The organism is Streptomyces sp. NPDC034049 (assembly GCF_055575575.1).
Genome location: NZ_JBVISJ010000015.1, coordinates 44851 through 70922, shown reverse-complemented (window position 1 = coordinate 70922; position 26072 = coordinate 44851). Strand labels below are relative to the sequence as shown.

Genomic DNA, 26072 nt, shown 5'->3' with positions numbered 1-26072 from the left:
GCCCAGCAGTCGCCCGCACAGCCCGTGAGCGCCGCACGGCCTCCATCGCGCGGCAGCACCGCACTACAGCCCACCTGGCACGGAACGTCACAGATCGCCGGTGCCGGCACGGCTTCTCACAGGTGGGCGAGGAGGTCGTCCAGCGGGGCGGGCACCTCCTCGGGAGCGAGGGCTTCGACCAGCAGGCGGCCGTAGCGGATCTTGCGGCCCTTCCTGGTGCTCATGAAGCGCCGCAGCTGCTGGTGCCGGGGGCGGCCGTGCTGGGCGGGCTGTTGCAGGAAGGTCTGCCAGGGGCGCGACTCGTCCTCGGCGTGGACGATCTGTTCGACCCGCTGCGGGCCCAGCGCGCGGATGAGCTCGTCCTCCAGGTCGGCCGAGCAGACGAAGACGGCGTGGCGCGGGGTGGAGGCCGGGGCGAGGCTCCGGTCGAAGAACGGCTGCTCGCGTTCGTCGCACAGCCCGACGAGGCGCAGGCCCAGACCGGACGGTCCGAGCAGCGCGGTGTAGCGGCCGACGCTCATCGCGCCGCCCATCGACAGCACGCACACTCCCTCGGCGGCCAGGTCGCGGCCCCGCATCCCGGCGAGTGCCTCGACGGCGGCGAGGTCGCTGAGCCCTTCCAGCAGGACGACCGTGTGCACGCCGAGCCGCTCCGCCAGTTCTCTCGCCGACCCGCCGGAGTCCCCGCCCGCCCGGCGGGTGACCTCGTCTCTGAACATGCGCATGTCCGCCATGCCCGGGAGTCTGCTACGCCCACCGCCGCCACCGCACGCGATATTCGGCGGCGCGGTCGCCCTCACCGGGGCCGGAGCGCCGAGGAGTTGGGGGGCTGATCGGCTTCGGGGGCGCCGTGGTGGGTGCCGGCGGGGCCCCGGTGGGCGGGTGGCTCCGGCAGCGGCATCGGGCGTCGGTGCTGCGGGAGCAGCAGGCGGCGGCGCGGGCCGTGCTGCTGGAGGCACGCGGCCGGGCGGCGGGCGAGAAGGCCCTCTCGCAGCTGTACGCCCTGCGCCGGCACCTGACGGACTGCGAGGTGAGGCCCGTGCCGGAGGAGCGGCAGCCCTGGCGCGCCATCGCGCCGACCCTGATCGACGACGCCGAGCCGGCCGCGATGCTCATGCCGGACGCCGCCGAGGTCCCGTCCCGCGTCGCGGACGCCGCCCCGCTGATCACGCGGACGGCGATGATCGGACAGGAGGACGCGCGGATCAGACGGACGGGGAGCATCGCACGCACGTCGACCGCTGCCTCGCCGGGACCCTGGAGGCCATCGGTGTACTGTCCGCCTTCATGCGCGGCGACCCGCTCCCCGGACGCCATCGTCCGGTCGGCGGCCACCGGGACCACGACCGTGGGCCCACGGGCCCGTCATGAGGCTTTGCGGAGCACGGCGGATCGCTCCGGCCGGGTGCGCCGCACGAGGGACGCCGCCGCGCTCTCCCAGTCGGGGTGCGCGAAGGAGAATCCGGCGTCGCGCAACCGGCCCGGCACCACGCGGCGGCTCTTGAACAGCAGTTCCGTGTCCGAGCGCAGGGCGAACGCGCCCAGCTCGGCCATCCCCCGGGTCGCGGGCAGTCCCACCGGGACGTTCCACGCGGTGCGCAGCGCCCGCATGAACGCGCGGTGCGGGAGGGGCTCGGGCGAGGCGAGGTTCACCGGTCCGTCGAGGTCGTCCCGGGCGATCAGGAACTCGACGGCCCGGACGAAGTCCTCGTCCTGGATCCAGGAGACGTACTGCGCGCCGCCGGCCACCGGGCCGCCGAGCCCGAGGCGCACCAGCCGTGACAGGACGTCGAACACACCGCCCCGGTCCGGGCTCATGACCATCGCCGCGCGCAGGGCCACCTTGCGGGTGGCGGGGGTCGGCGCCTCGGCCTGCGCCCGCTCCCAGTTCCTCGCGATCTCGACGCTGTACGCCCAGTAGTCCGGCACCCCGGTCTCCGAGCCGCCGATGACGCCGGTCGTCTCGTCGTGGGGCGCGTCGAAGCGATGGGCGTAGATCGTCGCCGTGCTCATCTGGAGCCAGACGCGCGGCGGTCGCGCGGCGGCGGCGATCGCCTCGCCGACGACCCGCGTCGAAGCCACCCGGGAGTCCATCATGGCCCGCAGGTTCTCGGGGGTGTAGCGGCAGGAGACGCTGCGCCCTGCCAGGTTGATCACGACGTCGCAGCCGTCGATCGCCGTGGCCCAGGGGCCGAGCGTGGCCCCGTCCCAGCCGATGTCGTGCGCCCGCGTGGGACGCCGGGTCACCACGGTCACCTCGTGACCGGCCGCTGTCAGCGCCCGGTCGAGAACCGCACCGATCTGTCCGGTTCCCCCGGGCAACACCACTCTCATCGAACCCTCCTCGCTCGGCTCGACTCCAGGGTAACCGCTTTTTGAACGTGTTCAACAAGGTGCCGCGAGTCCCCGCGCCAGGTGCGACCAGTAAAGGAGGCGGCGGTGCGGGAACTCACGGCCGGGTGACGCGCCGGATCAGCGGATCTCGGTGACCCGGTGTTCCTTCAGGGAACCGCAGTTGGAGTTCTCCACCGACACGTACACGTTGTCGATGCTGCCGCCCCAGCTCGCGCAGAAGCCCTTGCCGTAGACGTAGGCAGGTCCCGCGTACGAGGAGTAGCTGTCGGAGTCCCCGGCGTACTCGTCCGTCGCGGGGATGTAGACCCACGTGGACATGGGCTTGAGCGTGCCCGGGTTCTTGCGGATGGTCGCGACGCAGTTCTCGCCGTTCGAGGAGTTGTAGGTCAGGTAGACGGTGCCCAGCGCGCCGACGGGCGCCGAGTTGACCGTCTTGTAGGCCTTGCCGCAGACACCCTGCGGGGTGACGTTGGGCGCGGCGGAGGCCGTCGTGGCGAAGGCGGTCGAGGCGCCCACCGCGAGTGCGGCTAAGGCCCCCATCGTCACGACATTACGTGCCTTTCTCATATTTCCCCCTTGTAGCCATGAGAGCGCCTTTGCTCTCACAGGATGTGACCCACGAGGGGGACGGATGGTTGCCCCGGTCTTCCACTGAGGTTCGCGGGAGTGTGCGCGGACCTGGTCAGAGGGTGAGAAGTTCTTCGTGGAAGCCGCCGAACCCGCCCTCGGGGTCGATGAGATGGATCTCCAGGATCCAGTGGCAGCGACGCCCGGCCTTGTCGGTGCGGCGCAGCGGGGTGGTGTTGGCGGGGGTGATGTACGACTCCACATCGGCGCCGTCGATCCACTCGTGCGGGAACTCGCCGACCAGGTGGCCGGCGTGCCAGCCGCCCAGCTCCCATCCCGCCTCGGCGGCCAGCCGCTCGACCTCGGCGTACAGCCGCGCTCCGGTGATGTCCGCGTCGGCCTCGAAGAACCTTCGGCCCGCCGCGAAGACGCGCGGCAGGTCGTCGCGGAGCCGGTGCTTGACGGGGTCGTCACCGAGGACGAAGGTCCGGCCGAAGTCGGCCTCGTACTCCTCGAAGATCGGGCCGAAGTCGGCGAAGACGATGTCGTCCGCGGTGATCACCCGGTCCGGCGGGTTCTCCCGGTAGGGCTTCAGCGTGTTCGGGCCGGAGCGCACGATCCGCTTGTGCCAGTGCCGGGTCGTGCCGAACAGTTCGTTCGCCAGGTCCCGGACGCGGTCGCTGACCGCGCGCTCGCTCTCGCCGGGAGCGACGAGACCGCGCTCCTCCAACTCCGTGAAGAGCCGTACCGCCTTCGCCTGGGCGTCCAGCAGCCGTGTCGCGCGTGTGGGTTCGTCGTCCGCCATGGGGCGACCGTAGTGAGGGAGATCGCTTCCGGCAACGGGATATCGCCGACCGGCCTCGGGGGCGTTTCTGGAAGCGTTTCCAGACGGGCCCGAGCAGGTGTCCTGAGGCATCAACGCGCCTGAACTCCGGGGATGTTGACGTTTCGTGAGCCTTGACGGTCACCTCTGGCGGTGCTTCCATCACAAGCGTGTAAACGGTTCAAGTCCCTGCGATGACTCGTCGACAGTTCCGTTCCGGCACAGGAGGTTGTCATGCGCATGACTTTCACGGCCGTCTGTGCCGTGCTGGCCGTCGGGGCGACCGGCCTCGCCTCGCCCGACGCGCCCACGGCCGCGGCCGACGAGGCGCCGAGGGTTCGGGCCGCGCGGGTGATGGAGAACCTCGGGCGCGGGGTCGTGGCGGTGCGCTCCGGCACCGCCCAAGTGCTGGTCTCCTGGCGGCTGCTGGGGCTCGACCCGGACGGCATCGGCTTCCACGTGTACCGCTCCACCGGTGGCGGCGCCTACGTCAGGCTCAACGCGAGCGCTCTGACGGGCGGAACCAACTACGTCGACTCCACGGCCGACCTGACGCGCTCCAACAGCTACCGGGTCGTTCCCGTGGTGGGCGGGCAGGAGCAGGCGCCCAGCGCGCCCTTCATCCTGACGGCCGACCACGCCACGGAGCCGGTGGTCCGCGTGCCGTTGCGCGCCGGCGGTCCCGTGAAATTCGTCTGGGTCGGCGACCTCGACGGCGACGGCGAGTACGACTACGTGGTCGATCGGCAGACCTCCCCGCAGCGGCTGGAGGCGTACACCGGCCGGGGCCAGTTCCTCTGGGACGTCGACCTGGGGCCGAACAGCCGGAACCAGGACAACATCGAACCGGGGTCGGCCACGATCGACGTGGGCCACTGGGACGGCGTCACCGTGTACGACTTCGACAGCGACGGCCGCGCCGAGGTCGCCCTGAAGATCGCCGACGGCGTCAGGTTCGGCGACGGGACGACCTGGACGCACGCGGACGACGCGCGTCAGTTCATGGCGGTCCTCGACGGCCGGACCGGAGCGCTCCGCAACTGGGCCGCGGTGCCGACCACCTACCTCGCCGACGGTCCGATGGGCGCGCGGCTCGGCGTGGCCTACCTCGACGGCACCACGCCGAGCCTGGTGGCGTACATGAAGAACCGGCGCGACGACGGGTCCTTCAACCTGATGATGGCCGCGTGGCGGTTCACCGGCAGCGCGCTGCGGCAGGAGTGGACGTGGCTGCGCGGCGGTCAGAACGCCCCCGACGGACACAACACGCGCGCCGTCGACGTCGACGGCAACGGGACGGACGAGGTCGCCGAGATCGGCTTCGTCCTGAACGGCGACGGCTCCCTGCGCTACTCGATGGGACCGCAGGGCATCGTCCACGGCGACCGCTTCCACCTCGCCGACATGGACCCCTCCCGCCCCGGCCTGGAGGGCTACGGCGTGCAGCAGGACAATCCGAGCGGTCTGCTGGAGTACTACTACGACGCGGCCACCGGCTCCGTCCTGTGGCGGCACGGCGGCGGCCCCGCCGACGTCGGGCGGGGCATGGCCGGCGACGTGGACCCACGCTTCCCCGGGATGGAGGTCTGGTCCTTCTCCGGCCTCTACAACGCGCCCTCCGACAGGCTCACCGAACCGAACACCGCACTGCGCCCGTGGCCGCAGCTGGGACTGTGGTGGGACGGTGACCTCACCGTGGAACTGCTCAACGACGGCAAGATCGAGAAGTGGGACCCGGCCCGCCCGACACCGACCGGCAGCCTGCGCCGGCTGGTCAGCACCTGGAACCACGGCGCCGTCACCGCCGCGCAGGGCGGCCCCACCCTCGTCGGTGACATCCTCGGCGACTGGCGGGAGGAGGCCGTCTACACCAACGCCTCCCACGACGAGCTGATCGTCTTCACCACCGACCGGCCCACCGCCACCCGGCTCTACACGCCGGCCCACAACCCCGCCTACCGCAACGCCATGACGTTCAAGGGCTATATGCAGTCCCATCACGTCGACTACTTCCTCGGCGCCGGCATGACCCGGCCGCCACGGCCCGACATCGCCTATGCGGGAGGCGGTTCCCTCTCCTAGGGCCTATTGCGAGAGTGGATGGCAGGGCACGAGAGGGCGTGGAATGCCGGGGAGGTCACGGAAGTTGATCACAGCATGACTCAAGGACCAGCGCCTCGATCCCTGTCCGACGAAACCCTCTCCGACCTGCTTGCCGGGCAACAGTTCGGGACCCTCGCCACGGTCAAGCAGAGTGGCCATCCGCATCTGACCACCATGCTCTACAGCTGGGACCCCGAGGCCCGCATCGTGCGGCTGTCCACCACGGCCGACCGCATCAAGGTCAAGCACCTACAGCGCAACCCGCGCGCGGCGCTGCATGTGCAGGGTGGCGACGTTTGGTCGTTCGCCGTCGCCGAGGGCGCGGCGGAGGCTTCCGAGATCACGACGGTTCCCGGCGACGCGGTCGGGCGGGAACTGCTCGCGATGATCCCGACGGCCGCGAAGCCGGAGGACGAAGACGCGTTCCTCCAGCAGCTGGTCGCCGAGCGCAGGGTCGTCATTCGGTTGAGGGTGGAGCGGCTGTACGGGACGGCCTTGGACATCAACGGCTAGGTGGATGGTGCAGCGGATGTCGCGGCGGCGCAGGTAGACGCGGTTCGCGCGGGAGCCTTACGCCCTGTCCGCGCGGACCCTGTCGGGCTTTGTCCGTGGTCGGCCGGGGCCGGTTCGAGGCACCCGGATGCTCTCCGGCCGGCTGGAACTGGGGACTGTCATGGCGCTGGCCGGCGGTGACGAGCAGGGACAGCGGCTTCTGTCCGTGCTCGACCGCCAGGTGCACGGCGCACCAGTCCTGGTCCGCCACCGTAGGCCGTCGATCAGCTCCTGGTCCCGCCCCCGGGCCTCCCCCACGCCTCCGTCGGCTATCCGTCCGTCAACCGGCGGACGGGGGCGTCGGCGAGGAAGGCGGTGATGTCCTCCACCGCCTGGGAGTAGAAGGTGCGGTAGTTGCGCTCGGTGACATAGCCGAGGTGCGGGGTGGCGAGGACGTTGGGGAGGGTGCGGAAGGGGTCGTCCGCGGGGAGGGGCTCGGTGTCGAAGACGTCGAGGCCCGCGCCGGCGATCCAGCCTTCGCGCAGGGCGCGCAGCAGTGCCGTCCGGTCGACGATCGCGGCGCGGGACGTGTTGACGAGGTGGGCGTGCGGGCGCATGGCGCGCAGTTCCGGCTCGCCCAGCAGGCCCCGGGTGCGGTCGGACAGCACGAGGTGGACGGAGACGAAGTCGCTGCGGCCGAGCAGGTCTTTCTTGTCCGCGGCGAGTCGGGCTCCCGACTCCGCCGCCCGCTCGGCGGTGAGGTGCTCGCTCCAGGCGAGGACCTCCATGCCGAAGGCGGTGGCGATGTGGGCCACCCGGGTGCCGATCTTGCCGAGGCCGAGCAGGCCCAGGGTGCGGCCGTGCAGGTCCTGGCCCACGGTGGACTGCCAGGGGCCGCCCTCGCGCAGGGCCCGGTTCTCGACGGTGACCTGCCGGGCGAGGCCGAGGAGCAGCGCCCAGGTCAGTTCGACGGGCGGGGTGGGACTGCTCGCCGTACCGCAGACGGTCACGTCCCGGGCCCGCGCCGCCGCGAGGTCGATGGAGGCGTTGCGCATGCCGGTGGTGATCAGCAGCCGCAGCCGGGGCAGTCGGCTCAGGAGGTCGGCGTCGAAGGGGGTGCGCTCCCGCATGGCCACGACGATCTCGCTGCCGGCGAGCTCGGCCACGAGCCGGTCCCGGTCGGTGATGTTCTCGCGGAGGGTGCGGACCTCGACCCGGTCGGCGAGGGGGCTCCAGTCCGCCAGGGTCAGGGCGGCGTCCTGATAGTCGTCCAGCACGGTGCAGTGGAGGGTCATGCGGACAGTCTGCCGTTCGTCGGCGGCCCCCTCGGGCGCGGGTGGGAAGCGGGTGTCGGCGGTGCCTGGCGGGCGGTCGTCGGGGCGCGTGCCGCGATGGGCGGGGTTACCTTCGGCGGTATGGACGGTGACCCCGGGCGCTGGCGCCGGTGCACGCTCGGCGGTGCGGTGTTCGCCGTGTGCATGGCCGGCACGACGCTGCCGACCCCGCTGTACGGCCTCTACCAGGAGAAGTTCGGCTTCTCCGAGCTCACGGTCACCGTGGTCTACGCCGTCTACGCCTTCGGGGTCATCGGTGTGCTGCTGCTGGCGGGGAACGCGTCGGACGCCGTGGGCCGGCGCCCGGTGCTGTGGTGGGGCCTGGGGTTCGCGGCGGCGAGTGCCGTCTGCTTCCTGTGCGCCACCGCGCTGGGCTGGCTGTACGCGGGGCGGCTGCTGTCGGGGCTGTCCGCAGGCCTGTTCACCGGTGCGGCCACGGCCTACGTGATGGAGCTGGCACCGCGCGGCGGTGCCTCACGGGCCACGTTCGTGGCGACCGCCGCGAACATGGGCGGGCTCGGCTGCGGTCCGCTGCTCGCCGGGGTGCTGGCCCAGTACGCCGCGTGGCCGCTGTACCTGCCCTTCGCCGTCCATCTCGCCCTGGTGGCCTGCTCGGCGGCCGTGCTTGTTGGGCTGCCGGAAACCGTGCGGGAGCGACGGCCGCTGAGCACCGTACGGCCGCGGCGGCCCAGCCTGCCGCCGTCGGTGCGGGTGGTGTTCGGGCCCGCGGCGGCCGCCTCCTTCGTGGGGTTCGCCCTCTTCGGGGTCTTCACCTCGGTCAGCCCGGCCTTCCTCGCCCTGTCCCTGGACGTGCGCAACCACGCGGTGAGCGGGCTGGTCGTCGCGCTGGCCTTCTTCGCCTCCACGGCCGGGCAGTTGGCCGTCGGACGGGTCGGGGTGCGCCGGTCGCTGCCGCTGGGCTGCGCCGGTCTGCTGGCCGGGCTGGCGCTGCTGGCGGGCGCGCTGCACTGGGAGCTGCTGGCGCTGGTGGTGCTGAGCGCCGTCGTGGGCGGAGCCGCGCAGGGGCTGGCGTTCCGCGGGGCGCTGTCCGCCGTGGCCGCCGCGTCGGCGCCGGACCGGCGGGCGGCCGTGATCTCGACGCTGTTCGTCGTCGCCTACACGGGGATCTCGGTACCGGTCATCGGCGTGGGTCTCCTGGCGGAGCCGATGGGCCTGGAGGGGGCCGGGCTCGTGTTCATCGCGTGCATGGCCGTGCTGGTGACGACCGCGGGGGTGTATCTGCTCCGACGTCCGGTACCGGCTCCGGAGGCGGACCGGGAGAGGGGGGCGGAGTCGCGCTCGCGGTCGTGAGCGTGAGCCTGAGCGGGGGTGGTGATCGCGGGCCCGGGTGCGGTCGTGGGCCGGTGCGGCGAGCCGGAGCTGCGTGGGCGGGGCGTCATGCGGGACGGGGCGGGTGCCAGTGGCTCCGGACGGGGATGGGCTCACGGGCCTCGTGCCAGGACGGGGGTACGCCGGCCGTGCCGGTGCGGGAGGCGACGACGCCGCCCGCGATGGCGCAGGTGGTGTCGCGGTCGCCCCACCCGGCGACGGTCTGCCACAGGGCCTCGGTCAGGTCGTCCAGGTTGCCGGCGGCGGACCACAGGGCGAACGGGACCGTGTCCGGGGCCGAGATGAGGGTCCCCGAACCCAGTACGGAAGCGGCGTGGCGGACCGACGTACGGTCCGGGAAGGCCGCGGCCACCAGCAGCCGGGCGCGGACGTCGCTGTCCGGCACATGGTCGGCGATCTCCCGCAGGAACTCCGCGCGCGGCGGGGCGTCCGGGCCCTCTGCGGCAGCCGCCAGCGCCGCCGCGACCGCGACGGCGACGGCGCCCGCGACGGCCTCGGGGTGGGCGTGCGTGGTCAGCGCGGACAGCCGGGCCTGCTCGCGGGCCGCCGGCAGGTCGTCACGGAACCAGGCGCCAAGGGGGGCGACCCGCATCGCGGCCCCGTTGCCGTGGGAGCCCTGGCCGCCGAAGCGTGCCGTGGTGACGTCCCGCCAGTCGCCGCCCTCGTGGATGCCCCGGAGCACACTGTGCATCGACGGCCCGTAACCGCGCACGGGGTCCCGGTCGTACTCGGCGGCGAACTCCGCCGCGAGGGCGTCCTGGCGGACCTCGCCGTGGGTGGTCAGGTGCGCGAAGAGGACGAAGGCCATGGCGGAGTCGTCCGTCCACGGCCACGGCCGGGGGCGGGGCTCGCGCGCGGCCCACAGCGCCTCGGCGTCCTCGTCGGAGCGCGTGAACCAGCTGTCGCCGAAAGCGTCACCCATCACCAGGCCGTCGAGGCCGGCGCGGGCGTGGTCGGGGCTGGTCATCGGGATGCTCCTCGGGACGTCGGGGTGGCCCGAGCATTGTCGTCGGGGGGCGTCGGGCTCGCGAATGTGTTTCCGCCGCGTCGCGGGCGACACGGCCGACCGGGCGGGGCCTTGATTTGGCAGGTACTGCACAACAAAGCTTGCCGGGCCCCTGCTCGACGACCCTGAGTGGAGTCCCCGCCGTGCCCCGCCTGATTCCGGACACCCGGCCGCAACGCGTGCTCGCGGCCTCGAACTTCGTCTACACCATCGGCAACGGTCTCTATCTGACCGCCGGAGTGCTGTACTTCACGCAGGCGGTGCGCCTGCCGGCGGACCGGGTGGGGCTCGGTCTCGGGCTGGCGGGTCTGATGGCGCTGGCCCTGGGTGTGACGGTCGGTCATCTGGCGGACCGGTTCGGAGCGCGCGGTGTCTACGCGGTCACCCTGGTGGTCCAGGCCTCGGCCACGGCCGCCTTCGTCCTGGCGGACAGCTTCTGGCCGTTCGTGTGCGCGGTCTGCGCGGCGGCGGGGGCGAAGACGGCGGGCACGGCGGCCCGCTCCCCGCTCATCAGGCACTACGGAGGGGACCGGCCGCAGGAGTTCCGCGCCTATCTGCGTGCGGTGACCAACCTGGGCATCTCCCTGGGTGCCGTACTGGCGGGCTGGGTGGTGCAGGTGGGCACGCTCACCGCCTACCAGCTGATGGTCGTCGGCAACGCGATCGCCTTCGTGTTCTCCGCGGCGGTCCTGGTCCTCCTGCCCCCCGTCGCGCCGCTGCCCGCCGTCGGCGGCCCGCGCTGGACGGCCCTCCGGGACCGCCCCTATCTGCTGCTCACCGCCCTGGACGGCATCATGGCCGTGCAGTTCAAGGTGCTCACCGTGGGCATTCCGCTCTGGCTCGTCGGCGCCACCACCGCCCCGCACTGGCTCATCTCGGGCACCATCCTCACCAGCACGGTCATCGTCATCGCGTTCCAGGTGCGGGCGAGCCGCTCCATCGTCTCCCCGGCGGCCGGCGGTGACGCCTACCGCCGGGCGGGCGCGGCCTTCCTCCTCTCCTGCTCGCTGATCTCGCTGGCGGCGGGCTTACCCGCGTGGGCCGCCGCGGCACTGCTCATCACGGCGGCGGTGATCCACACGATCGGCGAACTGTGGTACTCCGCCGCGGGCTTCGAGGTGTCCTTCGCCCTCGCCCCGCAGCACGCCACGGGCCAGTACCTGGGCGTGTTCGGCCTGGGCGCGGGACTGGCCGACGCCCTCGGGCCGGCCCTGATCATCTCGCTCTGCATCACCTGGGGCCGCCCCGGGTGGTACGTCGTCGGGGGCCTGTTCGCCGTGACGGGCCTGACCGCGCCGCTCGCCGTCCGCTGGGCGGAGCGCCGCCAGCACGCCCGTCGGACGGAGCCCGGCCCCGTGGAGAACGCGCCGACGGCGGGACCCGTGTGAACTCAGCGGGCGACCAGCCGAACGGTGGCGTGCGCCGGGCCGTTCACCGTGATCGAACGCAGCGGTTCCACCTCCCCGACCGGCTCGACGACGGCGACCCGCTCGGCGAGCGTCTCCAGGAGCATCCGGGTCTGGTGGCGGGCCATGGTGCTGCCGATGCAGACGTGCTCGCCCGCGCCCAGGGCCAGATGGCGGTTGGGCTCTCGGCCCAGGTCGAAGCGGTCCGGGTCCGGGAACACCGACTCGTCCCGGTTGGCCGACGGGATCCACAGCACGACCCGGTCGCCGGCGGCGATGCGCCGGCCCCGGAGCACCGTGTCCTCGGTGGCCGTCCGCATGCTGTGTGTGGCACTGCTCGTCCATCGCAGCACCTCCTCCGTGGCGGTCCTGACGAACCCGCCGTCCCGCTCCCGCACCAGCCGCTCCCACTGCCGTGGATGTGCGGCGAGAGCGAGGATCCCGGCGGCCATCGACAGGCCGGCGTTCTCGGACGCCCCGACGAGGTTCTCGACACCCAGCAGTATCTCGGTCTCGGTCGACAGCTCGCCGAGCACCTCGTTGTGGACGAACATGCCCATCGCGTCGTCGGCGGGCTCGTCCATCCGCGCGTACATCAGCTCGATGAAGTAGCGCATCAGCGGGAGGTGGGCGGTGAGCGGCTTGCCGGCCCGGAACGCCTCGGTGGTCCAGGTCAGCAACCGTTCCCGGTCCTGCGGCGGTACGCCCAGCAGGCGGCCGACGTGGTGGCCGGAGAGCCGGGCGCCGATGTCGTGGACGACGTCGCAGGTGCCCGCCTCGACGGCGCGGGTGACCACCGACCGGATCTCGGCGCGCATCTCGCCGGCCAAGGAGCGGGCGCAGCGTTCGCTGAACCGGTCGGCCAGTTGTCCGCGCAGGGCGCGGTGCCGGGGCGGGTCGGTGAGGGCCATGGTGAGGCCGCTGCCGGGGTCCTCCCCCAGCTCCGTCGGCCGGAGCAGGACGCCCCGCGCGGAGCTGAAGACGGCCGGGTTCCGGTAGACGTCCCGGATGTCGTCGTGGCGGGTGAGCGACCAGAAGCCCGGCAGGTCGCCCGGTTCGTGCCAGTGGACCGGTGCGTGACGTCGCATCCAGCGCCACAGCTCGCGCACCTCGCCGGAGGCGTGCAGTTCCGGGTCGACGACACCGGCGAGGTCGGGGGTCACCACGGTCATGAGGCGGCTCCCGTCGCGAGGGCGGGGGTCATCACGGTCATGAGGCGGCTCCCGTCGCGAGGGCGGTGAGGCGGTCGTGGTAGCCGTCGAGCAGTTTCCGCGCGGTGGTCCCGGCGACGGCGTCCCGGCGGTACGACAGCACCACGTCGAGCGCGCCGCCCTCGTCCGGCCACACCTCCAGGTGCAGCTCCAGCGGGAGGGCCGCGTACGGCTGGCGCAGATGTGTGGAGGCGACACCGGGGAGGTCGAGGCGGGGCGGAGGGTTGTCCTGGAGGGCGAAGAGGGTCTGGAAGACGGGCGGTCGCCCCGGTGTCGTCGTGGCGCCCTCGGCGACGGCGGTGAAGGGGACGGCGCCCCGGCCGAAGGCGCGGTGGACGAGTCTGCCGGTCTCCCGGACGCCGTCCTCGCCGCCGGCCGACGCGGCGCCGCGCAGGCGCACCGGCACCATGTCGATCAGACAGCCCACGGCACGCTCCAGTTCCGGGAGGGTGCGTTCGGCGACGGGGACGCCCACCGCGAAGTCCTGCTGCCCGCAGATCTCGGCCAGCGTCTCGGCCCAGGCCGACAGGAGCACCACGAACCGGCTCGCTCCGAGCGCCGCGCCCCGGGCGTCGAGCCCCGCCGCGAGGGCGGCGGGCACATGCCCGTGGAGGTGGCGCGTCCCGCTCTCGCCGGGTGCGGCCGGTTCGGGCCAGCGGAGCTCGGGCACGCCCCGGAACTCCTGCCGTACCCGCGCCGCACGCGCGGCCGGGTCCGTCACGGTGGTGGCCGCCGCCGTCAGCGCCGACCGTTCGGCCGGGGTGGGCGGGGCCGGGCCCGGCTCGCGTCCGGCGTAGGCGTCCGACAGGTCGCGTGCCAGCACGGATTCCGACCGTCCGTCGAAGACGATGTGGTGGACCAGGAGCCCGAAGAGCCAGCCGCCCCGGTCGGTCACCGGCACGAGCGCGGTGCGCCAGAGGTCGGCGTCCCGTGGTTCGAGGGGCTCGTCGAAGAGTGTCCGCAGCGCGGCGACCGCCTCGTCGACCGTCGGCCGGGCGTCGAGCAGTTCCAGGGGCGGAGCGGGGATGTCGGTGACCTCGGCGTGGGGCCGGGGGTCCGTGCGGAAGGCGGTGCGCAGCGTCTGGTGCCGTTCGTGGACGGCGGCCACGGCCTCCTCCAGCGTGTCCGGGTCGAGCCGGTCGTCCAGGTGCCAGGTCATGAGGCAGTACTGCGAGGGGTCCTGCGGCCGGGTCAGATGACGGGTGAGGAAGACCAGTTCCATGGGGGTGAGGGGGAGGTCGCCGGACGGCGGTGGCGCGAGGGCGTCGGCGGCCGGCGTCGACCGCAGCCAGGCGGCGAGACGTTCGGCCGAGGGATGCTCGTACAGGCTCGACAGCGGAACCGGACGTCCGGTGGCCTTGCGGATCCGTGTGCAGGCGCGGGCGGCCTGGAGCGAGGAGCCGCCCAGCTCGAAGAACGGGGTGGGCGGTGGCACGGAACGTCTGCCGAGCACGGCGGCGAACGCCTGGCACACGAGGTGGACGAGCGGGTCGTCGCCGGAGGCGTGGTGGGGTTCCTCCGGTGTCCCGGGCAGGCTCGCCAGCAGGGCCCGGTCGTCCAGCTTGCCGGTGCCGGTCAGCGGGAAGGCGTCCACGACGGCGACCGCCACGGGACGTTGGTGTGCGGGCAGGTGGCGGGCGAGCGTCGCCGACACGTCCGCGACGAGGTCGTCCGACACGTCCGTCGAGGCCTGCGGCGGTGCGGCGTCGGGCCGACGTGGTGTGCAGAAGGCGACCAGTTCGAAGGCGCCGTCGAGTTCGTTCCAGCGCGGGACCACCCGGCAGTCGGCGACGGAGCGGACCAGGCGGACGATCTGCCGCTCGACCTCGACCGGTTCGACGCGGTTGCCCCGCACCTTGACCTGCCGGTCGAGCCGCCCGCGGAACTCCACGAGCCCGTTCTCGTCGCGGACCCCCAGGTCTCCGGTGCGGTACAGCCGGACCCGCTCGCCGACGATGTCGACGTATGTGAACTTCTCGGCGGTGAGGGCCGGTTCATCGAGGTAGCCGTCGGCCAGTCCGTCGCCGGCGGCACAGATCTCCCCGGGCTCCCCGACGGCGCAGGGGCGGTCGCCGTCGAGGACGAAGACCGAGGTGCCGGGTACCTCCCGCCCGAGCGGGATGCCGCCCGGGCGGGCGCAGTCGGCGACGGTGATGCGGTGGGTGGTGGTGAACACGGTGTTCTCGACCGGGCCGTAGCCGTTGACGAGGGCCGTGCCGGGGAACCGGTCGAGGAAGCGGTGGACGTGGCGGGCGGACAGGCGTTCACCGCCGATCATCAGCTGGGACAGGCCGCTCATCGCGGACAGGTCCTCGTCGACGATCAGGTTGAACAGGCTGCTGGTCAGCCACACCGTGTTCACTCCGTGGTCGGTGACCAGCGCGCGGAGGGCCTCGGCCGTCAGGAACGGCTCGTCGATCAGGACGCCTGTTCCGCCGTTGTGCAGCGCGGCCCAGAGTTCGAGGGAGAACGCGTCCCACGGCAGCGCCGCCGCGAGGGGGACGACCGTGTCCCGGTCGAAGCGCGCGAAGGTGCCGGGCCGGAAGAGCCGGGCCGTGGCCCGGTGCGGAGTGACCACGCCCTTGGGCCGTCCCGTGGTGCCGGACGTGAAGAACACCGAGCACGCGTCGGAGTCCCGCACCGGCACGGGGGTGCGGTGGGCGGGGCGGTGCGCCGTGCCGTCGTCGGACGGGTCCCACACGGGTGCGGACAGCCGCGCGACCGTGCCCGGCCGGGCGATCACGAGGGGCGGGCGGAGCTGGTCGACCACGGCGTCGAGGCGGGTGGCCGGCCAGTCGGTGTCGAGCAACGCGTGGGCGGCGCCGCATTTGAGAACGGCGAGCAGAGCGACGACCAGGTCCACGGAGCGCGGCATCAGGATCGGTACGAGATGCCCCCGTGCGACACCGGCGGCGGCGAGCCGGCCGGCTAATCGCTCGGCGCGGGCGTCCAATTCACCGTAGGAGACCTGGATGTCCCCTGCAATGAGGGCTGTTCGCAGCGGCTGAGAGGCCGCCTGTACGGCGAAGACATCGTGCAGTCCTTCCCCCGGTGATTCCTTCGACTGCAACTCGTCGGCTCCCTTCGCAATCAGGAGCGTACGACGTTGCCATGTCTGATCGTTTCCTGCCAACCTCCTTCCGTCTCCCTTTTCCTAAAAAAGGGTTGAGACCGCCTGCATCATGAATATGATCACGGGGCGACACGGCACCGGCGCAGCATCTGATGGAATATCCGATTTCCAACGGCATGATGGGGGACGTTGTGACGAGTCGGGATCGTTCCCTGGACATCGCGGTCATCGGTATGGCGGCGCGGTTACCGGGTCCCCGGGGAATGGACGAGTGGTGGGACTCGCAACTCCGGGGCACCGTGCACAGCCGGCGGTACTCGCGCGAGGAGCTGATCGCGGCCGGTGTGCCCGTCGCGCTCGCCGACGACCCCGACTACGTGCCCGTACGCGGCCATCTCGACGACTGGGACCGCTTCGACCACGACTTCTTCCGCATACCCCGCCGCGAGGCGGAGCTGATGGACCCCCAGCACCGATGGATGCTGGAGGTGGGCCACAACGCCCTTGCGGACGCCGGGGTTCCGCCCCAGGACGACACCCTGGTGACCGGTGTCTACGCGTCGATGACGGGCAGCGGCTACATGCGCGCCATGGTCCGCGGCGGCGCCCTCGATCCGGGCCTGCTGGACGACGTGATCCACGGGACCGAGCCGGACTTCATGGCGAGCCGCCTGGCCTACCGCCTCGGTCTGACCGGGCCCGCCTTCGCCGTGCAGACGGCCTGCTCCTCCTCGCTCGTGGCCGTGCACCTGGCCGTGCAGGCGCTGCTGGGCGGTGACTGCGACCAGGCGCTGGTGGTGGGGGCCGGGTTCGGCTACCCGCAGGCGGGCCATCTGCACCAGCCGGGGGGTGTGCTGTCGGCGACGGGGGTCTGCCGTCCGTTCGACCGGCACGCGGACGGGGTGATCGCCGGGTCGGGAGCGGCCGCCGTGGTGCTGCGCCGGTTGCCGGACGTCACCGACGACGATCCCGAGCCGTACGGGGTCGTCCTGGGCAGCGCGATCAACAACGACGGGCACGCGAAGGCCGGTTACTACGCGCCCTCCTCGGCGGGGCAGCAGCGGGTCATCGGCGCGGCGCTGGACGCGGCCGGCGTCGACGGCGGCTCCCTCGGCTATCTGGAGGCCCACGGCACGGGCACCCGGATCGGGGACCCGATCGAGTGGACGGCCGCCGGCGCCGCGCTGCGCGAGGGCGGTGCCCGGCCGGGCGGGGTGGCGGTGGGCGCGCTGAAGGCGAGCGTGGGCCACCTCGACACCGCAGCGGGAGTCGCCGCGCTGATCAGAGCCCTGCTCGTGGTGCGTGGCGGTGTGATCCCGCCCGTCGCGGGGTTCACCGAGCCCAACCCCCTGCTGGAGACCGGGGACTGCCCCCTGTACCTCCCCACGCGGGCGGTCGCGTGGACCGCCGAGGGCCCGCGACGCGCCGGGGTGAGCGCGTTCGGCATCGGCGGCACCAACGCCCACGTCGTGATCGAACAGGCGCCGCCCCGCGAGCCGGGGCACGCCCCCACAACACAAGCACCACACGAGACGGCCCTCTCCCCCGCAACCGAACCGCAGTTGCCGCGCGAGCGGCTGGTGCTGGTGTCGGCTGCCGACGCCGAGGCCCTGGAGCGGGTGGTGGACGGTCTGGCCGTCCACCTCGCGGACCACGATCCGGATCTCGGTGAGGTCTGCGGCACGCTGGACAACGGACGCGCGGCCCTGCGCGAGCGTCTGACCGTCACGGGGCGGACGAGTGCCGAGGTCGCCGAGCGACTCGCCTCCCGCTCCGGGGCCTCCCGGGGCACCGTCCCGGTGGCGGGCCCCGCCCCGGTGGTCCTGCTCTTCCCCGGCGGCGGCACCCAACGCCCGGGGATGGCCGCGCCCTTCACCGCTCTCCCCGGCTTCCGCCCGGCGCTCGACCGGTGCCTCGCGGCCTTCCCCGCGCCGTTGTCCGCGAGGATCCGCCGGGCCGTGTGCGACCCGGGCTTCCCCGCGGACGAGCTGAACGGGCCCGCGCTGGCCCAGCCGGCCCTCTTCGCCGTCGGCCACGCGGCGGCGACCGCGCTCATGGAGCTGGGTGTCCGGCCCGCGGCGGTCTGCGGACACAGCTCCGGCGAGATCACCGCCGCCACCGTCGCCGGCGTGCTCGGCCTGGAGGAGGCGGCCGCCTTCATCACGGCGCGCGGCCGGGCCATGCAGGACTGCCCGGAAGGCGCGATGGCGGCCATCGGCGCGGACGTGAAGCAGGCGCTCGCCCTCGCCGAGGAATGGGGCCTCGACCTCGACGTGGCCGCGGTCAACGGACCGGACTCCTGTGTGCTGGGCGGCCCCGCCGAACAGGTCGAGGAGTATCTGCGGCGCGTCGGCGACACCTGTTTCGTACGCCGTCTGCGCTATTCGCACGCGGGGCACTCCCGGCTGATCGAGCCCGCGCTGCCGGCGCTCGCCCGGGCGATGTCCGGGATCGAACTCCGGCCGTCGGCTCTTCCCCTCGCGCTCAACGAGTCGGGCCGGGTCGTCGCGGCCGGTACGGTCCTCCCACCGGACACGTTCGTCACGCAGGTCAGACGGTCCGTGCTGTTCGGCGCCGCGCTCGACTCGCTGGCCGAACACCTGCCGGGTGCCCTGGCGGTGGAGATCGGTCCGGGGCGCCCCCTGTCGCCGTCGGCGGAGGCCGCCGGGTTCCCCGTGGTCGCCCTGGACCGCACGAGGGACTCGCCGGGGTCGACGGCGCTCGCCGGTGTGGGCGCCCTGTGGGCCCTGGGTCAGCCGATCACGACGGACGGGCTGACCGGCGAAGGCCGCCGGGCCAGGCTGCCCGGTTATCCGTTCTCGGGGCCGCGCGTGGTGGCCCCGGAAGCACGCCCCTCGGCCGGGGGCCCAGCGTCGGGAACACCGGCCGGAGCGCCTGAACGGACGACGGAAGCGCCCGAACGAACGGCGGGGGCGCCGGAACCCGCGCGCCCGAAGCCCGTCGACGCGACCGAGGGAGTGACCCGGATCTGGGCGGAGCTGCTCGGGCGAAACGATTTTCCGGTGGACGCCGATTTCTTCGCCGAAGGGGGTGACTCCCTGCTGATCACACGGCTCATCCGCAGGGTGAACAACGAGTTCGGGATCCGTGTCCCTGTACGCGAGATGCTGGCCCGCCGGACTCTGAACGGTCATATCGCGGTCGTTCACCGAATCCAGGACGAATCCGACCGTTAATCACGCCCCGACCACGGGCAGGGCGAACACAATTCGCTCGCCCCACACACGGATCACCAAATTCCGCTCATTGCACGGGGGAGTTTCTCTGTTGTCGGCATCGCACCACATGAAATCGACCGGCGCACCGCTGCCGGATGTTCCGTTCGTTCCCGCGCACGAAGCGGTGGCCCGGGTGGCCGCCGACCGGCCGAAGCAGGTCGCCGTTCGTTGCGGTGACGTCGAGGTCACGTACGGCGAACTGATCCGCTGGGCACGGCGGTTGTCCCATCGACTGGCCGCGGCGGGGGTACGCCCCGGCGATCGTGTCGCCCTCCTCGCCGAACCCTCGGTCACGATGATCGTCTCCGTGCTCGGCATCCTCGGCTCGGGCGCCGCCCACGTACCCGTCGACCCGGCTCAGCCGGACGCCCGTCTCGCCACGATCCTCGACGACGCCCGGGTGAAGGCCGTCGTGGCGACGGCACGCACGGGGCACCGGGCGAGCACGGTCGCCCGGGTGCCCGTCGTGACGGCCGCGGACCTCCCGAGCGAGGAGACGCACGAGGACCCCGGGTCCTTCGCCGCGGAGGTCGGTCCGGCGGACCCGGTCTACCTCATCTACACGTCGGGCAGCACCGGCGAGCCCAAGGGCGTCGTCGTCGAGCACCGGAACCTCGCCGCGTCGACCCGGGCGCGTCTCCTGGTCCATCCGGGAAGCCCGACCTTCCTGCTGGTGTCACCCCTGGCCTTCGACTCGTCGGTCGCCGGGATATGGGGGACGCTCCAGGCAGGCGGCTGTCTGGTCGTCGCGTCCGACGACGAACGGCGCGACCCCGAGCGGCTGGTCGCCCTCGTCCACCGTCACGGGGTGGACAGCGTGCTCTGCGTGCCGGCGCTGTACGGGCTGCTGCTCGACGCCGCCGAACGCACCGACACCGGTCGTCTGGCCTCCCTTCGCCAGGTGATCGTGGCGGGCGAGGCCCTGCCGCAGTCCCTGGTCGACCGGCACTTCTCGGTCCACTCCCCCGGAGTGGACCTCGTCAACGAGTACGGCCCGACCGAGACGACCGTGTGGGCCGCCTACCGCCGCTTCACGGGTGCCGCACCGGTGGGCATCGGCGGACCGATCCCCGGGGCCCGGCTCCACGTCCTCGACGACGAGTTCCGGCCCGTACCCCCGGGCGCGGAAGGCGAGTTGTTCATCGGCGGGCCGGGGGTGGCCCGCGGCTATTTCGGCCGCCCCGACGCCACGGCGGCGGTCTTCCTCCCCGACCCCTTCACCGACGAGCCGGGCGCGCGCATGTACCGCACCGGTGACCTCGTGCGACGGACGCCGGACCACGGGCTGGACTTCGTCGGCCGCAGGGACGACCAGATCAAGGTCCGGGGCCACCGGGTCGAGCTGGGTGCGGTCGAGACGGCGCTGCGCCTCCTGGACGGCGCCCAGGAGGCGGTCGTGCTGCCCGACGCACGGGGCACGGGCCTGATCGGCTTCGTCGCCTCCCGGGAGGGCGCGGATCCCGTCGCGCTGCGGCGCGCCCTCGCGGAGACGTTGCCCGCCGTGATGGTGCCCGGCGACCTGCGGGTGCTGCCGCAGCTGCCGCGCAACCTCAACGGCAAACTCGACCGCGCCACCCTGCGGGCCCTCGCCGCCGAGGCGCTCGCCCCGCCACCGCCCACCGACCGGGCACCCACCGGACGTGCCCCGGCCGCCCCCCTCCCCGACGACGCGCTCACCGCCCAGGTGACCGCCGCCTGGGCGGAGGTGCTCGGCACGCCCACGGTGCCGCCCGACGTCAACTTCTTCGATCTCGGCGGCCATTCGCTGGCCATGTTCAGGCTCCAGGACGCGCTGGAGCGGCACTGCGGTCTGCGGCCCTCGATCGTCGCCCTGTTCCAGGAGACCACCGTGCACGCCCAGGTCGCGCTCATCCGCGCCGGCCGCGAGCAGGGGGAGGACGCGGCGGCCGGCTCCTCCGCCGAGGCCGCCCGCCGGGCCCGTACGGCGAGGCTCCTGCAGCAGCGCGCCCGGAAGGGGGTCCGCCGGTGACCGCCCCGGACACCTCCCGCCCGCTCGTGTGCCACACCGCGCGGCCGACGGCACGCGTCCGTCTGGTGTGCTTCCCGCACGCCGGCGGATCGGCCTCCTTCTACCGCGGGTGGGGCGATGCGCTCCCCGACGTGGAGGTGCACGCCGTGCAGTACCCGGGGCGCGCCGACCGTTTCGACGAGGAGCCTCCGCACGACCTGGTCCGGCTCGCCGACGACATCGCCGACGCGCTCGAACCGCTCGCGGACCGGCCCCTCGCCTTCTTCGGGCACAGCCTGGGCGCGCCCATCGCCCTGGAGACGGCACGCGCACTGCAACGACGCGGTATCCACATCGAGCACCTGTTCGCTTCGGGTTCCCGGGACGCTCCGCTGCCCACCGGTCTCGTCGCCGAGGAGGATCCCGACCGGCTGCTCGACGATCTGGTCCGGATGGGCGGCACCGACGCGGAGATGGCCGCCGACCCCGTCTTCCGGGAGGTCGTGCTGCCCTATCTGATCGCGGACGGCCGTATGTTCCACGACTACGTCATGCGTCCCGAACCGCTGCTCACCTGTCCGGTCACCACCATCGTCGGCGACCGGGACGACGACGCGGACCGCCGTCCGTGGAGTGCGCTCAGCACATCCACCGTCCGTGAGGTCGGCGTCGCGGGCCATCACTTCTACCTGATCGCCGAGCCACCGTACCCGGTCCTGCGCAAGACACTGGAGGCTCCTCGGCACGACTCCCGATGAATTGCGGGAGGCAATGCGGCCATTCCGAAAAGGCAAAGATTCGAACATCCGGGCGTGGTAGCGTGCACCGGAGTTGACGGGGAGGAGCATTTGTTGATCGACATCGACATGAGCTCGGTGTTCGCGGAAGTCAATGAATTACGGGGAGAGTTCGGCAGCCGCTCCTCGTTCCATGAGGCGGACACCCAGAAGGAGTTGGCCCGTCGGCTCGAAGGATCCACTCATTTACGGCGGCAGCCGATAGTCCAGGCCTTTCTGGAGGACCTGCGTACCTTCGCTCCCGGCTCCAGACTGCGGGCCACGAAGGAACACATCAACAGCCGCCGGGACAACCACATCTTCTCGTTGTTCGACGCCTCGTACTTTCCGTCCCTGTCCCTGGACTACCTCACGTACGAGATGCTGCCGACCGATCCGCACCTGGCGGAGCGGTACGCCAGCCCGACGGCGCCGGTCACGGTCACGGGGCAGTCCGACGGATTCAGGTCGCGGGTGGTGGTGGCGCTCTTCCCCGAGAACCACTTCGACGGGATCCAGGACCCGGACGACCTCATCTTCTACTTCATCGACAAGTTCGTCGAACGCCACAACCGCACCACCCGGAAGATGATCGACGCGGTGATGGCGCGGGGAAGCTTCCCGCTCCTCCAGGGAGCGACGGACCAGCAGGTGCAGCAGGCCTCGTCCTGGTGGGTGCGGCTGCACGAATACCACCACCGGCAGGGCGACATGCCGATCCCCGCCTTCCTGTCGGCGAAGAAGTACAAGCCCCTCGCCGGACTCGAAGAGCTGCGCGTGGACGTCTCCGCCATGCTGGTCCTGCTGAACGACGCCGCCCTCCCGGCCGAGCAGGCGCGGACCGCGTACGAGTACATCCTCGCCGAGCGTCTGCTGCGCTACGCCGTCGAAGGCATCCCACGGCCCAACTACGACGCCGTCGCCTCCCAGTTGCTCTTCGGGTACCTCAGCGAGCACGACGGCATCCGGGTGGCCGGCGGCAGGATCGAACTGAGCCCGGACATCCCCCTCGTACTGGCCCGGTTCCTCGGCGCGATCCAGGACATCGAGCGCCGGATCCACGAGGAACCCGTCGAGGCGGTGCGCCGGCGCCTGCTGGAGCTCACCAACCGGTACACGGACTACGACCCGGTGGCCCGCGACTACCGCTACATCCCGTTCTTCGCCGAGGTGAAAGAGCGGCTCGGCGTATGACTCCGGCCGCTCGTCGGCCTCTTCAGCGACCCTCGTCGTCCTCACACTTCTCTGGAGTGATCGTGACTGCTGCAACCGAGTTCTCCCTCGCCGACCGGACCGAACTCGACGAGCGGGTGGACCAGGAGATCGACCGGGCGGGTCTGCGACGGGCGGACCACGCCTTCTTCGGGGGCGCGCGTGCCGCCGCGACCGTCTCGCCGCGGGCCGCGCTCACCCTCGGGGTGTGGTGGCGGTCGATGACGAAGAGCTTCATGTTCAGCACCATCGCCGGGATGGGCGAGATGGCCCGGGTGTTCTCGGCGCAGGACGCGCCGACGCACGACATCCTCGGCGCCTTCCAGACCGTCTACCGGGTGATCGGCGACGACCTGGACAACGCCGCCCCGGAGTTCCGGGCCGTGGCCCCGCGCGGGCCGGCCGGCATCCACTACGTGTGGTGGGACGACACCATCGTCGCCCCGCTGGCGGCCAGACTGGGCGCGGAGGAGCTGCGGGCGGCCTCACAACTGCCCGACGCGATAGGTGAGTTGCTGGCCAACATGGACCGGCTCGCACGGTCCCCGCTGGGGGCGGCGATCCAGCTGCGGGTCGTGGAGACCATCGCGCTGGACATCGCCGTGGCCTTCCGGCGGCTGTACGCGAAGGTCTCGGTGGACGGGGAGCGGGTCTTCGCCGAGACCGACCAGTTCGCCTGGATCGACTCCCACATCAAGGCGGAGACGGTGCACGCGGCGCAGGTCAGCGACGACGAGACCGGTATGACATGGGTGGTCACGGACGCGGCGCAGGCCGCCGAGTTCCTCACTCTGGTCAGGGAGTACTCCGAGAACTGGTCCCGGGCCCTCGCGTGCTTCGCCGACTGTCTGAGCGGCGCTCCGTCGGTGTCCACCGGGTCCCCCGGTGCCGCCGACTCCGTCGCGGCGGGTGCCTGAGCCGCCCGGCGCATGGAGATCGTGGACCGCCACGGCCTGGCGCTCGCCCTGATCGCACCCTCGGAACTGGCCGAGGAACCCTGGACCAGGACCGATCAGCCCATCGATGTCGTCCGGCTGCCCAACCCTCCGGCCGACACCTGGGACGACCTCGCGCGCCGGGGGTTCGTCCGCAAGCCGTCCCTCCTCACCTGGGTGGCCGAGCTGGGCGCCGACGAGGACGGCTTCCTCGCGGGCCTCGACAGGTCGTCACGCCAGTCCGTCCGGCGCGCCCAGCGCCAGGCGGTCGCGGCCGGCGTGCGCGAGACGGTCGAGGACCCGGTGACACCGGGCACCCTCGACCGGTTCCTCACGCTCTACCGGGAACGGGTGGCCGACATGCGGTTCGGCGTCCCGTTCGCACTCGACCACCGCGACGCCGTCCTGCACGGGCCCCGCAAGTTCTTCGGGGTCTTCGCGTACGACGGGGAGGAGCTGGTCGGCGGCTGTCTCGCCCTCGAATGCCCGGCGGTGAACACCCTGGTGCTCCGGTTCTCCGCGGTGAGCGCGGCGTACCGGCGCTCCAGCCTGCCCCGGGTCGTCTACCTCTCCGTCCTGCGGGAGGCGCGCGCCCGGGGCTACGGTCGGGCGACGCTGGGCAACGAACCGAACCTGATGGGGCATCTGACACAGCCGGGGCTGCTCCGCTTCAAGACGGGGCTGGGATTCCGTGCGGTGCCCTCGCACGAGTGCGCCGACCCCCAGCCCTCTGACGAGGCGGACCTCGTGCTGCGGCTGACGGCCCTCAACGATCCGACGCTCATCCTCGGGTACGCCGGGCGGCGCCTCGCGGCGCATCTGATCAGCGAGAAGCCCATGGAGGCGGCCGAGGCCCAGCTCTACACCGCGCCCTTCCTGGATCCGACACCCGTCCAGCACCGGCCGGCGTGGCCGGACTGAGGCACAGGTGCCCGCCCGTGTTCCGCGCCGCGGGCGGTCCGGCCCCGGACAGCCTGGGCCCCGGTCGCCGCCGGGGCTCAGGCCACGGGCACGGCGGGCGCGGCCATCCGGTCGGGGTCGCCGCCGATCAGGGAGTCCCGTACGAGACGGCCGATGTCGTGCGGGCTGCCCAGCTCGACGGCGCTCGCCGTGTCCAGCCGGGCCCGGTGTTCCTCCGTGAGCGTGACGTCGAGCGAGGTGAGGTACTCCTCCAGCTGGTCCACGCCGCGCGGGCCGATCACCGGCACGAACGCGGTCGTCGACCGTGCCGCACGGTCGCGCAGCCAGGCGAGCGCCACCTGCGGCGCCGAGAGTCCCGTCTCCCCGGCCACGGCGAGGACGGTGTTCACGACGCCCTCGATGCGGTCGGTGTCGTTGCGCGGGTGCCGGCGGTTCTCGTCGCTGACCCAGCCGGCCTCCGTACGCCGGTACTTGCCGGTGAGGAGTCCGCCGCCCAGCGGTGACCACAGGGCCGCGCCGAGGCCGAGCGCCTCGGCCATGGGCAGCAGTTCGCGCTCGCCGGTGCGGTTGACCAGGTTGTACTCGGTCTGGATGCCGATGACGGGGGCCCAGCCACGCAGTTCCGCGATCGTCACGGCCCGTGAGACCCGCCAGGCGGGAAAGTTGGAGAGACCGGCGTAGAGGATCTTGCCGCTGCGCACGAGCTGGTCGACGGCGGTGAGGATCTCCTCGGTCGGCGTGAGCGTGTCGGGGAAGTGGGCCCAGTACAGGTCGATGTGGTCGGTCCTCAGACGCCGCAGGCTGGACTCGACGGACCGGATCATGTTCTTGCGGCTGTTGCCGGTGTCGGAGACACCCGGACGGACGGAGTCGCTGTTGGTGTACTTCGACGACAGGACGAAGTGGTCGCGGTCGGCGGCGAGGAACTCGCCCAGCAGCTTCTCCGACTCACCGAACTGGTAGCAGTCGGCGGTGTCGATGAGGGTGCCGCCGGCCTCGGCGAACCGGTCGAAGACCTTGCGCGCCTCCTCCCGTCCGGCGCCGTCGCCCCGTCGGGCCCACATCAGTCCGGCGGCCTCGGGGTGCGCGCCGACGCCCGTGCCGAAGTTGGCCGTGCCGAGGGCGAACTCCGACACGCGCAGCCCGGTGGTGCGGCCGAAGGTCGTGTAGCGCATGGCTCTCCTGAGTGCTGGCGGGACGGAGCTGAGGGGCGGGAGGAAGTGGGCGATGGGAGGAAGGCGTTGGCGGGCGGAGGGGAGGGCGTGGCGAGAGGGGGTGCCGCCGGTGGGGCCGGGCGGCC

General features: G+C 72.4%; 20 protein-coding genes. 10 read left to right on the top strand and 10 right to left on the bottom strand.

Going from position 1 to position 26072, the window contains the following annotated elements; all coding sequences use genetic code 11:
- Window positions 1–116: 116 nt before the first annotated feature.
- The 5 genes from ACZ52C_RS33400 to ACZ52C_RS33380 all read right to left on the bottom strand — a co-directional run bounded on the left by ACZ52C_RS33400 (window position 117) and on the right by ACZ52C_RS33380 (window position 3727).
- Window positions 117–734: a TOPRIM nucleotidyl transferase/hydrolase domain-containing protein gene (locus tag ACZ52C_RS33400; RefSeq protein WP_469078290.1), complete on the bottom strand. Its 618-nt coding sequence runs from the start codon at window positions 732–734 to the stop codon at window positions 117–119.
- A 13-nt stretch (window positions 735–747) separates the two neighbouring features.
- Window positions 748–1335 carry a hypothetical protein gene (locus tag ACZ52C_RS33395; RefSeq protein WP_469078289.1) on the bottom strand — a complete coding sequence of 196 codons (588 nt, stop codon included), beginning with the start codon at window positions 1333–1335 and terminating at the stop codon, window positions 748–750.
- Window positions 1336–1365: 30 nt separating this feature from the next.
- Entirely contained in the window at window positions 1366–2334 is a 969-nt protein-coding gene (locus ACZ52C_RS33390) for a TIGR01777 family oxidoreductase (RefSeq protein WP_469078288.1), read from the bottom strand.
- 138 nt (window positions 2335–2472) lie between these two features.
- Window positions 2473–2922 (bottom strand): spore-associated protein, encoded by a 450-nt coding sequence (locus ACZ52C_RS33385; RefSeq protein ID WP_469078287.1) that lies wholly within the window; start codon window positions 2920–2922, stop codon window positions 2473–2475.
- A 115-nt stretch (window positions 2923–3037) separates the two neighbouring features.
- On the bottom strand, window positions 3038–3727 hold the full coding sequence (locus ACZ52C_RS33380) for a M24 family metallopeptidase (protein ID WP_469078286.1): 690 nt from the start codon (window positions 3725–3727) through the stop codon (window positions 3038–3040).
- Window positions 3728–3979: 252 nt separating this feature from the next.
- Here ACZ52C_RS33380 and ACZ52C_RS33375 point away from each other — a divergent pair, with 252 nt between their 5' ends.
- A complete protein-coding gene (locus ACZ52C_RS33375; protein WP_469078285.1) occupies window positions 3980–5827 on the top strand; it encodes a rhamnogalacturonan lyase family protein in 1848 nt (615 codons plus the stop codon).
- Window positions 5828–5902: 75 nt separating this feature from the next.
- Complete coding sequence (locus ACZ52C_RS33370) at window positions 5903–6361, top strand: PPOX class F420-dependent oxidoreductase (RefSeq protein ID WP_469078284.1); 459 nt, start codon at window positions 5903–5905, stop codon at window positions 6359–6361.
- A 308-nt stretch (window positions 6362–6669) separates the two neighbouring features.
- Here ACZ52C_RS33370 and ACZ52C_RS33365 read toward each other — a convergent pair whose 3' ends face one another.
- A complete protein-coding gene (locus tag ACZ52C_RS33365; RefSeq protein WP_469078283.1) occupies window positions 6670–7635 on the bottom strand; it encodes a D-2-hydroxyacid dehydrogenase family protein in 966 nt (321 codons plus the stop codon).
- Between the two features lie 120 nt (window positions 7636–7755).
- On the opposite strand from ACZ52C_RS33365, the gene ACZ52C_RS33360 reads away from it, so the two are divergent.
- A complete protein-coding gene (locus tag ACZ52C_RS33360) occupies window positions 7756–8985 on the top strand; it encodes an MFS transporter (protein ID WP_469078282.1) in 1230 nt (409 codons plus the stop codon).
- 85 nt (window positions 8986–9070) lie between these two features.
- Here the strand turns inward: ACZ52C_RS33360 and ACZ52C_RS33355 are convergent, their stop codons facing one another.
- Window positions 9071–9991, bottom strand: a complete 921-nt coding sequence (locus tag ACZ52C_RS33355) for an ADP-ribosylglycohydrolase family protein (RefSeq protein ID WP_469078281.1) — start codon at window positions 9989–9991, stop codon at window positions 9071–9073.
- A 182-nt stretch (window positions 9992–10173) separates the two neighbouring features.
- Here ACZ52C_RS33355 and ACZ52C_RS33350 point away from each other — a divergent pair, with 182 nt between their 5' ends.
- The gene (locus ACZ52C_RS33350; RefSeq protein ID WP_469078280.1) at window positions 10174–11418 is read left to right on the top strand and encodes an MFS transporter; all 1245 of its coding nucleotides are present in this window, start codon (window positions 10174–10176) and stop codon (window positions 11416–11418) included.
- Window positions 11419–11420: 2 nt separating this feature from the next.
- Here the strand turns inward: ACZ52C_RS33350 and ACZ52C_RS33345 are convergent, their stop codons facing one another.
- Together ACZ52C_RS33345 and ACZ52C_RS33340 are read right to left on the bottom strand one after the other, a co-directional pair.
- Window positions 11421–12608: a cytochrome P450 gene (locus ACZ52C_RS33345; protein WP_469078279.1), complete on the bottom strand. Its 1188-nt coding sequence runs from the start codon at window positions 12606–12608 to the stop codon at window positions 11421–11423.
- A 37-nt stretch (window positions 12609–12645) separates the two neighbouring features.
- Window positions 12646–15717 (bottom strand): amino acid adenylation domain-containing protein, encoded by a 3072-nt coding sequence (locus tag ACZ52C_RS33340; protein ID WP_469078278.1) that lies wholly within the window; start codon window positions 15715–15717, stop codon window positions 12646–12648.
- Window positions 15718–15911: 194 nt separating this feature from the next.
- Here ACZ52C_RS33340 and ACZ52C_RS33335 point away from each other — a divergent pair, with 194 nt between their 5' ends.
- The 6 genes from ACZ52C_RS33335 to ACZ52C_RS33310 all read left to right on the top strand — a co-directional run bounded on the left by ACZ52C_RS33335 (window position 15912) and on the right by ACZ52C_RS33310 (window position 24772).
- Complete coding sequence (locus ACZ52C_RS33335) at window positions 15912–18917, top strand: beta-ketoacyl synthase N-terminal-like domain-containing protein (protein WP_469078277.1); 3006 nt, start codon at window positions 15912–15914, stop codon at window positions 18915–18917.
- Window positions 18918–19008: 91 nt separating this feature from the next.
- Complete coding sequence (locus ACZ52C_RS33330) at window positions 19009–20949, top strand: non-ribosomal peptide synthetase (RefSeq protein ID WP_469078276.1); 1941 nt, start codon at window positions 19009–19011, stop codon at window positions 20947–20949.
- Window positions 20946–21686: a thioesterase II family protein gene (locus ACZ52C_RS33325; protein ID WP_469078275.1), complete on the top strand. Its 741-nt coding sequence runs from the start codon at window positions 20946–20948 to the stop codon at window positions 21684–21686. Before ACZ52C_RS33330 ends, ACZ52C_RS33325 begins: the two co-directional genes overlap by 4 nt.
- Window positions 21687–21779: 93 nt before the next feature.
- On the top strand, window positions 21780–22898 hold the full coding sequence (locus ACZ52C_RS33320; protein ID WP_469078274.1) for a DUF6421 family protein: 1119 nt from the start codon (window positions 21780–21782) through the stop codon (window positions 22896–22898).
- A 62-nt stretch (window positions 22899–22960) separates the two neighbouring features.
- Window positions 22961–23833: a DUF6202 family protein gene (locus ACZ52C_RS33315; protein ID WP_469078273.1), complete on the top strand. Its 873-nt coding sequence runs from the start codon at window positions 22961–22963 to the stop codon at window positions 23831–23833.
- Between the two features lie 12 nt (window positions 23834–23845).
- On the top strand, window positions 23846–24772 hold the full coding sequence (locus tag ACZ52C_RS33310; protein WP_469078272.1) for a GNAT family N-acetyltransferase: 927 nt from the start codon (window positions 23846–23848) through the stop codon (window positions 24770–24772).
- Window positions 24773–24849: 77 nt separating this feature from the next.
- On the opposite strand, the gene ACZ52C_RS33305 is transcribed toward ACZ52C_RS33310, so the two are convergent.
- Complete coding sequence (locus tag ACZ52C_RS33305; protein ID WP_469078271.1) at window positions 24850–25947, bottom strand: aldo/keto reductase; 1098 nt, start codon at window positions 25945–25947, stop codon at window positions 24850–24852.
- Window positions 25948–26072 lie beyond the last annotated feature (125 nt).